Origin of the sequence: Ruminococcus sp., assembly GCF_019423705.1 — a bacterium.
GTDB lineage: Bacteria > Bacillota > Clostridia > Oscillospirales > Ruminococcaceae > Hominimerdicola.
This window is the reverse complement of the sequence record NZ_JAHZAX010000001.1, coordinates 348,666-360,977: the sequence shown is the minus strand read 5'-3', so window position 1 is coordinate 360,977 and position 12,312 is coordinate 348,666. Positions and strand designations below refer to the sequence as shown.

At 46.5% G+C, this 12,312-nt stretch carries 8 protein-coding genes; all 8 read right to left on the bottom strand.

Annotation, left to right across the window (positions count from 1 at the left end; translation table 11 throughout):
• Positions 1-204: 204 nt before the first annotated feature.
• The 8 genes from cas2 to QZ371_RS01525 all read right to left on the bottom strand — a co-directional run bounded on the left by cas2 (position 205) and on the right by QZ371_RS01525 (position 12,170).
• Complete coding sequence (gene cas2 / locus QZ371_RS01560; RefSeq protein ID WP_295208065.1) at positions 205-495, bottom strand: CRISPR-associated endonuclease Cas2; 291 nt, start codon at positions 493-495, stop codon at positions 205-207.
• Positions 496-499: 4 nt separating this feature from the next.
• Positions 500-1,531: a type I-C CRISPR-associated endonuclease Cas1c gene (cas1c, locus tag QZ371_RS01555; RefSeq protein ID WP_295208062.1), complete on the bottom strand. Its 1,032-nt coding sequence runs from the start codon at positions 1,529-1,531 to the stop codon at positions 500-502.
• Between the two features lie 5 nt (positions 1,532-1,536).
• Complete coding sequence (gene cas4 / locus QZ371_RS01550) at positions 1,537-2,205, bottom strand: CRISPR-associated protein Cas4 (RefSeq protein WP_295208059.1); 669 nt, start codon at positions 2,203-2,205, stop codon at positions 1,537-1,539.
• A gap of 6 nt (positions 2,206-2,211) precedes the next feature.
• Positions 2,212-3,075, bottom strand: coding sequence for a type I-C CRISPR-associated protein Cas7/Csd2 (gene cas7c, locus QZ371_RS01545; protein ID WP_295208056.1), 864 nt, complete (start codon positions 3,073-3,075; stop codon positions 2,212-2,214).
• A gap of 3 nt (positions 3,076-3,078) precedes the next feature.
• A complete protein-coding gene (cas8c, locus tag QZ371_RS01540; RefSeq protein ID WP_295208053.1) occupies positions 3,079-5,034 on the bottom strand; it encodes a type I-C CRISPR-associated protein Cas8c/Csd1 in 1,956 nt (651 codons plus the stop codon).
• Entirely contained in the window at positions 5,018-5,782 is a 765-nt protein-coding gene (cas5c, locus tag QZ371_RS01535; protein WP_295208050.1) for a type I-C CRISPR-associated protein Cas5c, read from the bottom strand. The genes cas8c and cas5c overlap by 17 nt, the downstream gene beginning before the upstream one ends.
• A 290-nt stretch (positions 5,783-6,072) precedes the next feature.
• Entirely contained in the window at positions 6,073-8,442 is a 2,370-nt protein-coding gene (gene cas3, locus QZ371_RS01530; RefSeq protein WP_295208048.1) for a CRISPR-associated helicase Cas3', read from the bottom strand.
• 230 nt (positions 8,443-8,672) lie between these two features.
• Entirely contained in the window at positions 8,673-12,170 is a 3,498-nt protein-coding gene (locus QZ371_RS01525) for a sugar-binding domain-containing protein (RefSeq protein WP_295208045.1), read from the bottom strand.
• Between the last annotated feature and the right edge of the window lie 142 nt (positions 12,171-12,312).

Sequence of the window (12,312 nt, the reverse complement as noted above, 5' to 3'; positions counted from 1 at the left end):
ATTTCAATCCACGCCCTCCAAGCGGAGAGCGACTGCAAAAGTATACCATACCGACCCTGCAATGCAGGCGCAGTCAGTACACTTTGCACAAATTATCCTCTGATATTCTTATTTTTCACGCAGAGCGGATATTTTTCGGCTGCATTTCGGGGCGATCTGCTCTGCGAATGTCTCGGGGTTTTTATGTGCGCTTTGCATTCGCAGTCAGAATATCAGAGGCTCTGCCACATCTATGGCAGTTTTGCAGCCGTATATCTCAATCCGTGCTTTCTCTTTTTTGCCCAGATAATAAACACGCAGACTGTCGCTGGTCTCGTCGATGATATCTGTTAATTTGTGCACCAGCAGCCTGCATTGAGCATTGTCAACAACGCATTCAAATACGCTGTTTTGCACTCTTACGCCGTAATCAACGCATTGCTTTGCCACCTTGCGGAGCCTTTTCCTGCCGGCTGCCGTTTCTGTATTCACGTCATATGTTATCAGTACAAGCATTTTATCACTTCCACATAAATACAGGGTACATATCAAGATCGCCCCTTATATATCTTGCAAGCAGCAGCGCCTGCACATACGGCATAATGCCCCACTTGACCTTTTCTTTCAAATATGGGTGCGTAATGACCTCTTCCTTGCGCTTCTGCCACGCTTGAAGAAAGGTCTTTCTGCCATCGTCTGTAAGTATGACCGCTCCGTCCTCACGGTGTACAAAATCTTTCCCCGTTATCATCTTTTTGTTGATAAGATTCAACACAAAGCGGTCGCATAATGGCACTCTGAACTCTTCAACAAGGTCAAGAGCCAGCGAACATCTTCCGGGCCTGTCCGTGTGGAAAAATCCCACATATGGGTCAAGCCCCACCGATTCCAGCGCCGAACAGCACATTCCCGTGGCAAGGGAATAAGCAAAGGAAAGCATTGCGTTTACATTGTCCTTTGGCGGCCTTTTGTTTCTGACAGTAAACTGAAAATCCTCACCCTGCTGCAATATCATATCGTCAAACACGCTGAAATAAACGCTTGCAGCCTCGCCTTCGATTCCTCTCAATTCGTCCGCCGACACCGCCTCAAGAGCATTTTGTATCGACGTTTTCAAAAATCCGCTCTTTGACTTGAAAAGCTCTGTATCTATCCTAAGGCCATAGTCTCTGATAGTCCTTTCAACAGACTGTTTTCCGTTAAAAATCTTTCCGCTTATCATTATTTTGGCTATCTCAAGGCTCTTCTTCCTGTCGTCTGCTATCCTGTATTGCTGCCGCCTTAAAACAACATTTCCGTTTATCTCGCCCTCAACTCTGGCAAGAAAATGGCCGTTCGGTTTCATAAAAACAAGCTCTATACCCTCGCTCACACATTTCCCCATAAGGGCAGGGCTCGCCCCGGTATAGCCAAATGTCATAATACGCTCAAGATTGTGGAGCGGCACTCGTCCTACTGCCTTGCCCTCGCTGCTGATAACAACATTCTCGCCGTCAAGAGACAAGTATCTGTCAGGGGTCATAACGTAAAGCGTGTTAAGCAATATCTTCATAGTTCTCAACCTTCCCCCTTCGTATTTTCAGTCAGCTCGGATAAATAGTCCTTTACGCTTCGGCTCTGCATTATTTCCGGCAGGCACAAATTCTTCAACGAGCAAGCATTGCACCCCTTGCGCCGCTTTACTTTCGGCGTATATCGCCGTTCAAAGAGCCTATGCATTTGCTCAGAATATTCCCGAACCTTTTCGAACACAGCCTCTTCAAACTCGATCTTCTCACGCCGCCTTGTTTCGCCGTAAAATATGTATCCCTGCTTTATCTCACAGCAAAGCATTTCCTCTAGGCACATCGCCTGCGCCGCAAGCTGCAAAATATCGCAATCGTCCTTTTTCGGCGAACCTCTCTTGTATTCGATGGGCACAGGGATGTACTTCTCCCATTTGCCGCCAAGCGTAACACCGCCGCTGTCGGGAACAAACTCAACGATATCACATTCGCCGCTGAACCCCAGCTCACGGGAGGAAACAGGCATTGCCCGTGTTATTATCACGCCTTTTCTCGTCTCTCTGAAATTATCATCGTGAGCATTTTCGTGCATGATCTCCCCGTCAACAGTACGGAGATTTTCCTCCCATTGCTGCTCAATGTGGATAAGCGCCCATTGTCTGGGGCAAAAGCTGTAATGCTGAAGCCCCGATATCATCAGATAATCGTCTTCACTATACATACCGCTTTACACAAGGTCAAATATCTCAGGCTTTACACAGTCCTGGAGCTCTTCAAGCACAATGTCATAATCATCAAATGCCATAGGCTTTGAAACCCCTGCTTTCGGCGTTATCTTCAATGAACGGAACACCTTTGCAGAAGATGTTTTCGGATATTTGCTTTCGTGCTTGAACCAGTAAAGGCGACATACTTCCATACTGCCCTCTGGCCTTGCTGACGAGCAGTCGTTCTCAAACAGCGTCTTGATAGCTTCCTTTATCTTGTCTGCGTCCTCGTCGCTGAAACCTGTCTTTTCTGCCAACTGACAATTTATGCTGCCCTTTATCACATAAAGCCCGAACTCAACTCTGTGCTTTGTACCCATTGTGTCAGAAGCCTTTGAGGTCTTTCCGCTTTCACCATTTACGCTCTTTGTGATCTGCATACTCTCAATGTCAACAGGCGAAACGCTTACCGCCGTCTGTATTGATACAGGACCTCTTATGCCAACGGACACTTCATCGCCCTTGAATGCAAACACCTGTCCGAAGCTTCTTACGTCTATCCACTCTTCACAAGCCGCCTTTGCAAAAGCGTCTCTGTCCGTTTTCTTTCCGTTCTTGACCTTCTTTATAGCTTCGCAATTTTCAGCCCTTGCACGCAGACTGTCTGCGCCGTCGTCACAGCGGTCGTCCGACTGAACGAATATCCTCTCGCCCATATCCTGTAAGCGGTTTCTGATCTTCCTCTTGACACAAACGTCTGATATCTCACCGTTGCCGTTGAAAGTCTCCCTCGGTCTGTTGCCGTCAAGTGGGTCGCCGTTAGGGTTTGCGTTCTGCGCCGTCACAAGGGCTATAAAGTCTATCTTATTTTCAAGTACGCTCATTTGTTATTCCTCCTTCTCAATCTTGTCATTGTTCTCAGTCTTATCTTTGTTATCCTTTTTCTTGTAAAATTCATTCATCTGATGGCTGTATCCCAAAAGATAAAGCGGCTGCAGCCTGCTGTCGTCAGCATAGCTTTCCACCGTGAAATTAGCCTTTATCTCATTGATAACTCTCATATAGCGATTGCTGTTGCCAAGCTTCTGAAAATATGGATCCAGCTTTTCATATATCCGTTCCCAAGTAGTATAAGGGCTCTGCACGAATTTTTCCCAATAACGCCTTGCATTTGGAACTCTCGACTTTTTATCGCTGTCATCATAAGTGTCAAGCTCTGCCTTTTCAGCCGCAGCAAGCAGTCTGCCGAACAGATAATTTCTGTCTGTACAATTCTCATCAAGTGCCATATCAATATCTCTTCCTTCCTCTTTGAATCGTTTTCTTATCATTCCGCAGGCCGTGTTTACCACCATATTATGATTGAATGTGCTGTCATAACTCAACGGCTTTGAAGCCTTTCTGATTAAAGCGTTCACGATATCCGCTGGTATCCTTCTACCCTCTATTATGCAAGGGATAAGCCGCAGAACATTGTCCTTTTCCACCTCCGGCTTGCATTTGAGCTTGCCGTCTATCTCGCCGCCAAAGGCTCTGTTCACGATCTCATACACGCTAAATGAATTTATGCCTCTGCCTTCGATCTTGCTGATATAAGTAAGCCAGCTCGTGTTCCTGTGCCAGTTCGCAACATTCTCAAGGAACTTTGATCTTGCAAGCTCTGAATAATAAGAAACGTTGAGCCGCCCTGTTACTGCTGAATCCAGCGCCATAACCATTACCTTGTCGTCAGCGTTGACCTCTGCCTCTTCATTCTTTGAAAAGATCATCCGCTTGATCTTCTGCATATACAATGGCATACTGTCATATTCTGCCGCATTATCATTTGCATTCTCATCATTGTCAAAGTCAAATACCTCTTCTGCGCTTTCCGCAAAATTCGGCAGCGGTTCAAGTGAACTTGACCAAGCAAATATGGACATTCCGTCAAGATAGCCCTTCTTGTGATGTGTCTCATTGGTCTTATCGTCGTAATAACTGTAAAAAACTATACCTTGGTTCTGAATGAGCCATTTAAGCGCATTATGAAATTTCTGTGAAAAATCATAACTTACGCACAAAGCCTGCTCCTTGCTGTCAAATCGGCCACGATATGTGAAGCCGCTTTCATCATTTGATGAGATAAGCTTCGCCTTATCGCCGCCATTGCGTATCTTGGACGGGTGCTTATAAGTCGGCGAAAGATACCTGCCCGTTGCATAGCAAAGCTCGCCGTCAGTCTCAGAGCTGTTCAGATAATCAATGAAACTCTCATACATCTCATTGTCTTTCCAAGTCTCAGACTGCTTGTCAAAATCATCATACTGTATCCTGAACCGCACAAAACAATCCTTTTGCACGGCTATGCCTATCTTGCGCTTATCATCAAGCTTGCCCGTATCGTCTGTCACCAGCAGCCCAGTACCGATAAGATCGCCTATGAGCCGCCCCTGCTTGAGGTAATTATAGACCGCCTTAACGCCCCTTGCCGCATAATCGCTTTCCGCCCAGTCCTCAAGCTGAGTAATATAAGCGTCAAATTTCTCCTCTGCCTTGTCCTTTTCTGCACCAACCGCATAATCCTTGTAATCCCCTGCGATATAAATAAGCTTGTCCGCCAGAGGGTGTGCGCAAATGCCGCTTGATTTAGCGATAGAATCCTTTGTTACAGGGATTATCGTCTCCGACTGCTCCTTGTCGATAGCAGAAGCGCTGCGCATATTGCCGTGCTCGTCGATCGTTACCTCGATCTGAGCACTTGCTGTTGAATGAGATATGGGCAGCATTTTCTCGCTTTCCGAACTCTTCTGACTGTTGATTTTTATTTTGTCATAGATCGCATAAATCTCACTTTCCCAGCTCAATATCCTCACCTCCTGCAAATTCATCAAGTCCGCTGAAATTATCAAGTTCTTTGCCGAACTTCTTTATCTTCATAGCCTTTATATGTCTCTTCTGTTTTTCCGGGAAATCCTCCGGACGCATAAATTCGATTATGCCGTTTTTCATCACTACATCTGCAAATCTCACCGTAAGCATACCCTTGTCGCTTTCGCAAATTGCCTCGTCAGCGTAAGTTATGCCGTTGTATAAGTACCCGAGGTTTATCTCCCCCGTGTTGTCAAATGCGCCCTTGCCCTCGCCGAAAACGCAAGGTCTCACTTCGCAGGCACATTCTCTCGTTCCGGCAAAAGTATCACGTCTGCCGCCCCGAGCGATCATTCTCTTTGCAATGTTGTGGTGTTTGTTCTCATTCCTGTCCTGTTCAAGTTCAGGCCTGTTCATATTCCATTCAAAGTGCGCTCGCACCTGATACCGCACATCGCACAGATAAGTGTAATATGCAAGATCATTTCCACCGCCGTATTTAAGCGGCCTTACGCCTTTTCTGATGTGCTTTATCGGGTTCATAACACGCACAGCGTCGATATACCATATAAACGTCGGCTTGAAATAAATACTATGTGTAATGCCCTTCATCGCCTCATAAGTCGGCACATCGTAAGAATACTTTTCGCCCCCTGCACGAGTGATAACGTCAGAAAACATTGCCTCTCTTGCGGTTATTTCAAACTCAACAGTATTTCTGTATTTTTTCAGCTCTTCAACCATAAAGCCCACCTCCTTTCACTATATCTTCTATGTTAATTATATTGTATAACAATCTATTTGTCAAGTCTTTTTTATTATTTGTGCTTTAATTTTCAAGCCCTTTTTTATTATTTTTACAATTTTATAATATCAAGTACAACTAGCTTGTTTACAATACTACTGTCGCCATTTGAGTGCTTGATCTGATGGCGTGGATTGAAATTATGTCAATTACATTGTTCTTAGGCGTTGTCCCCCAGCTAGACCCTGGGGGACTTTTTTTGCGCCAAAACAAAGCCATCATAAAAAAACTATCCAAAAAGAAAACCATTGCTTGCGCCGTCAATAGTCAGCCCGAACTCATCGGAATAATAACTATCAAGAACGCTGTAAACATTGTACTTTTCGTAAAACACCAACGCCGCCTCATCTGTCAGCACCCTTCGATAATATGTGTTTACAGTATATTTCTGAAGCTTTCTCCGCACAAGTCGGAAATCCTCGATAGGTATATCGCTGCCAAGATCGCATATGAGCGCCCTAGCCTCGTCATTATACGGCACTACCACTTGGAAAGCATTGTCCTCTATCACTTCAAAAAGATCGCCTGCGGTGGCAAACGCCTGATTGGTGTAAAAAGGTTTTATCTTTTTGTCACGATATTTTTCATTAAGCGATAGCATTTCAAACAAAGTCGTGTCAGCCTTTGCTGTGGGGAAAAACAGCTCCGCCCTTTGCTCGGCATAAAACTTGTGAAAATACCGCCCTATGACTTCATCACAAAGCACATCTTCAAATTTCTGATCGAATATCTGCCTGCCGATACCAGCCCTGCATTTTATCTCGGGCAATTTGCTCAGATCCTCCTCAGCAATGTTTATAACATAGACCTCTGCGCTGTCCTTCTCACCATTTCTGTTACATCTTCCTGCCGCCTGCGCAATGTTATCAAGCCCCGAAAGCGACCGCACCGTGCAATCAAACGACACATCAACGCCTGCTTCAATAAGCTGCGTGGATATGCATACCAGCCTGCCGTGATTGTCAAGCACCTTCCTTATATGCGAGATCTTATCACGCCTGTGCTGCGGACACATATATGTACTAAGATGCACGACCTCTGTGCCGCTGTCAATAAGATCATCGTCCTGCGACAATTCCTTGTATATCTCATAAGCCGCTTTCTTTGTGTTCACCACCAAAAGCAAGCTGTTGTTGCAATTCTCCTTTAACCTGTCAGCGCAAAACTTTGCTGCCTCTTTGAATGTATATCCGCTGATTTTAAGCCTTGGCACGATCTCTGTACGTTTGAACTGTTCAAAGTCCTTGGTGAAATCCCCCGTCATACTGTCGTTATCATCAAACAATATAGGATAATCGAGCCTGTCAAGACTTGGCTGGGTCGCAGTACACAAAACCGCCGTGCAGCCTAATATTTTCGTGAGAAAATTCACCGCAAGATCAAACATATAAACGCATTTTACAGGTATAGACTGAACTTCATCAATTATTATCACCGAATTCTCCAGCCTGTGAAAACGCCTTACCGCCGCCATTGAGCCCAAAAAGATCGAGTTCAAAAACTGCACGAATGTCGCCGCAATAACAGGTGCATCGAGCCGTTCACACCGCAGCTCAAACTCGTCAAGCTCCTCGCTGGTCTGCGCCTTGGCAAGTGCGTCAGAATAATGCTCGGTAAACAAATTTTTGTCATCAACAAATGACGATATCACATCGCTGTTTTGCTCCAGTATGGACATAAATGGTGCGATATAAATGATCTTTGCCTTATCATTTTTCATAGCATATTTTATGGCAAACCGCAGGCTTGAAAGCGTTTTTCCGCCGCCTGTTGGAACGACCAGCCTGCAAGTTCCCACCTTGCCGTCCGCAAATGCCCAACACCTGTCAGAAATGCTCATACGCTGTCTTGATATCTTATCCCTCCGACAGCGAAATTCCTCGCATTGCGCTTCCATTTTTTCATTCATCGCCTGCCACAACAGCTTGGTGTCACACTCGATCTCAAGCCGCTTGTTGTCCGTCATAAATTCCGCCGTGTTGCTTCTGTCGGCGTCAACAAGAATAGACTGTATATAGCGTTCAAACAGCCCCATATAAAATGCAAATGCCGTCTTTATTTTAGCCTTGTCCTCATATTTTTTGCTAAGCTCCTGTATCCTGCCTGCAAAAACAAAATACTCCTCCGAAGCCTTTTCAAGCAGCTTTGAAAGCTCGTCGTCAGAAATGATATCCCGAATGTTGCGTTTTATCTCTTGATACCTGTCCTCAACGGATATCCGCTTCTCAAAATAGCTTTTGCCCACCTCGTTGTACCAATCGTGCAGCCCGTGATGAGAGATTATCACTCTTGCTATAAGGTTAGCAGTCTCAGATAGTTTAACAGGCAAGCCTTTCTCTTTGCAAAACTCATTAAGATATTTCGCTCCGGCAAATGAATGGTCGATATCCCCTCGTTTGTAGTCATTTTCGCCGAGGATATAGCCGTTAAAATCCACGCAAAGCTTGCCCATATCGTGAAAAAGCCCTGTGATATAACACAGATTTTCAAGCCCTGCCGCCTTGCCGAACTTTCTGCAAAGCTCCGCCGTTTCATAAATGTGCTCACGCACAGTCTGCGTCCGTGTTCCGTCCTCTGAAATATGCGCTATAAGATCCATATGCGCCCATTTTCACCGCCTTTCTTTCAAATGTTGCAAACAATATAAACATTATAACGATTTATTAACATTATATCACATTTTACCAGCATATGCAACAATATCCCATAAAAAGAAGCCGTCACTTTTCGACAGATTTTACATATGTCATTAATATCAACAATATCACAAACAAAAAACGGGCGACCACAAATAGCCGCCCGTACAAAATCATATAAATTATCCCAAAATTACTTCTCAAACTTAAACCATTCAAAGTCGAAATTGCTGCCCGGCAGGAATGCGAATGCAACTTTCTGCCTGCCGCTTATGCCCGAAAGGTCAAAGCTCTTCTGAACGAAGTTTTCGCCGTCGTCAGTCCTGAATTCGCAGAGGATACGCTTTTCGCCAGCCTCTCCGCCAAGAATAAGGTGGATACTGTTGAGCGCAAGCGGCGATCTTCCGCTGATAACAAGCCTGCTAGGCGCATTTTCGCCGAAATCGAACTCGCCGAAATCAAGCATAACGTTGTTGCCGATCTCTGTTACGCACTTTTCGCCCTTTGTGAACTTGTCGCCGTAAATGTTGTCAGCCTCAGCCGCAAAGTTCTCGGAATATTCACGGTCGATCTTGTCGAATGTGAAGCCGCCCACTTGGAAGCCGTCCTCGGTCTCGATGCAAAGCGTCTCAATGCCCTTGAGCTTTCTCGAAAGCTTGAAAGTCTCCGGCTTGAATACCATCCACTCAGGCTCTTTGTGATAATCGAATGTGCCCAAAAGCTTGCCGCCCTCTGTCGGAATTCCGTCATAGAAACTGATCTTAACAGGGTCGAGAGTGTTCGCCCATATCTGAACTGTCAAAGTGTCAGCACCTGCGCTGCCGAAATCAAGATTGTCATATGCCGCCCAAGAGGAGACCTTGCCCGTCGCAAAGCATACACCCTTTTGCATTCCGCTGGAGATATTGTCGCTTGCCCTGGTGAAAAGTCCGCCGATAACGAACTTGTAAGGGTCGGTAAGTGCACTGCCAAGCCCCTCTGCCGTGAATTTCAACATTGAGATAATGTGATAGCGATTCGTGCCGTTTTGGCACATCGCACGCACCCAAAAGCTTCCGTCGCCCAATGCCTTGACCTTTACGCCGCCCTCGCAAGGCTCGCACTCCGCAAGGTTAGACGTTATTCCCTTTTCAGTCGTGATCTTGTATTCGATCTCGTCCGCATAATCGGAGTTTGCAGGATAAACTGCGCACTTCACGATCATTTCCGGCTTGTCAGCGTTGAATGTCAGCCCGTCAGAAATAAGCTCCAGCTTTCTAACAGGTATCTCGTCAGTCCTGCCGCATTCTGTCTCCGCCGCAGCCATTTCGCAAACATTTTCAACGCAGGAAGTACCCTCGTCAAAGTCCGCCGCAACGGCTTTCAGCTCTATTACGCTGTCGGGAAGTCCCTTTGATGTGAACGTCACCTTTATATCGCCCGTCTTGTCCGTCGCCCCGATAACAGCCAGCATTTTGCCCGAAAACAGCCGTCTTGAAGTGCCCTTGTACTGATCGTAATCCGTGCTGTCGCCGTTGTCAAGACCCATAAGCCTTGCCGCACCCTCGACCTTGACTTCAACACGATTGTTTGCATTTGCGCAGAAAATTCCGTCCTTGTCCAAAGCCGAAACTTCAAGATAAATAAGGTCCGTGCCGTCCGCTGCGATCTCAGCCTTGTCCGCCAAGACTTCAAGCTTTGCAGCGTCGCCGAATGAGCGCTGGATATCCTCAGCGATAACATTTCCGTCCTCGTCATAAGCGTAAGCCTTCAGCTCGCCCTTTTCATATGGGATAATATAATCCGCCGTGAGGACTTTTCCCTTTTCGTGGTCGATATCGAACACACCCAGCGAAACGCCGTCCTTGAAAAGCTCAACCCTCGGCGCATTCGAGCAAACTCTCACATCGCAAGGCATTCCGTCGCTGAAATCCCAGTATGGGAAAATGTGCACGAATGGGTCATCCTTATAGCAAGTCCATTCCGCACGGAAAACGTATGCGCTGTCCTTCGGGAAGCCTGCGGTGTCGAACTGTCCGAAATAGGAGTTCTTTGTGCTGTATGGCGTCGGCTCGCCGATGTAGTCAAAGCCCGTCCAAATAAACTGACCAGCGCAGTATTTTGCGTCACGGTCGGGTATAATGCAAGCCTCTGTGTTCTTTGCGCCCCAGCCTGTGCAGCTGTTGCCCAAAGCAGAGCATTGCTCGTCGTCGTCCGTCAGCAAGGTCTCCTTGAGCGGGAAGTGATAAATTCCACGGCTCTGAACAACGGAAGCAGTCTCGCTGCCGTATATCGCCCAGTCGGGGTGAGCGGCGTGGTGCTCGTCATAAAGTCTCTCGCCGTAGTTATATCCTGCCAATTTGAGGATATCAGCGCACTTCTGACCATTTTCCCACTGCATATAGTTTGAACCGAATGTTACATAGCCGTTGCCATCGGGGTCGTGCAGGCGCACAAGCCTCTTGAGCCAAGCCGTAACTTCCTGTCCTCTCTCATCTGCGTGGGTGTCAAATATCTCGTTGCCAACGCTCCAGCCTATGATAGACGGGCGATTTCTGTCTCTGCGAACCCAAGAAGCAACGTCCTTTTCTACCCACTCGTCAAAAAATCTCGCATAATCGTAATCGGTCTTTGAGCGCTCCCACATATCAAAGCCCTCGGAGAGGATAAGCATACCGGTCTCGTCGGCGATATCCATAAACTCTTCCGCAGGCATATTGTGTGAAGTACGAATGGCATTAATGCCCATTTTGCGCAGCTTTTTAAATCTTCTTCTGATAGCCGCAGGGTTTGAGATCGAACCTAAGCAGCCGTTATCGTGGTGCTCGCAAGAGCCGTGAAGCTTAACGTGTCTGCCGTTGAGATAAAAACCGCTGTCGCAGGTGAACTTTATCGTCCTGAAGCCGAACTTCTGACAAATGCGCTGCACGCACTCGCCGCCAACGATTATCTCAGACACCATTTCATACTGCTTCGGATCGTCGATATCCCATATCATAGGGCTCTTCACAACAAAATTCTGCGTTGTCAGCGAATAGTCAACGCCCTCAACACGAACCGCCTCGGGGATACAGGAAATATCCGCAGCGCAAGCGTCCGATTCACGGACTTCAACAATCTTTCCCTCAGGGTCGATGATAGTGTTTCTTATGCGGATATCACCAAGGGCTCTGCCCTTTGGACGGAGCATTTCAGCGGTGCAGGAAACTTCCCAGCTATCATTGTCTTTCTTGGCGGAAATATAAATGCCGTCATTGCCGAAACGAATTTCGGGGCTTTCGCAAAGCCAGACCTTGCGGAAAATACCAGCGCCCGAATACCATCTCGAGTTCGGCGAATGATGATCCACCCTCACCATAATAACGTTCTCGCCGTCCTTGATAAGATCGGTGATATCGAACATAAACGCCGAATATCCGTACTTCCATTCGCCTGCAAGCTGGCCGTTCACATAAACCTTGCTGTCCATATAAACGCCGTCAAAGCGGATATAGCTTCTCACGCCCTCTTTTTTCTCATAAGAAAAAGTCTTTCTGTACCAGCCCGTGGAGTTCTCGTACAGGTCGTTTACATTGTAGATAAGCCAGTCGTGGGGGATATCCACCGCCTTGAAAGGGAAGCTTTCGCTATAGTCTTCCCCAAGCTTTGCCTTATAAAATTCCCAGCCGCTGCAAAAAAGCTTGCGGTTTGAATAAGTCTCACAAAATTCCATTGGATCAGTCCTTTCTATTTTTGCATAAATTGATCTATGACTTCTTAACTTGTTCATATTTTCTTATAAGACAGCACCGCAAGCCTATCCTGCGATGTTGTCTTTGTTTATAATATCATTCATTTTACTGCCTGTCAATAGT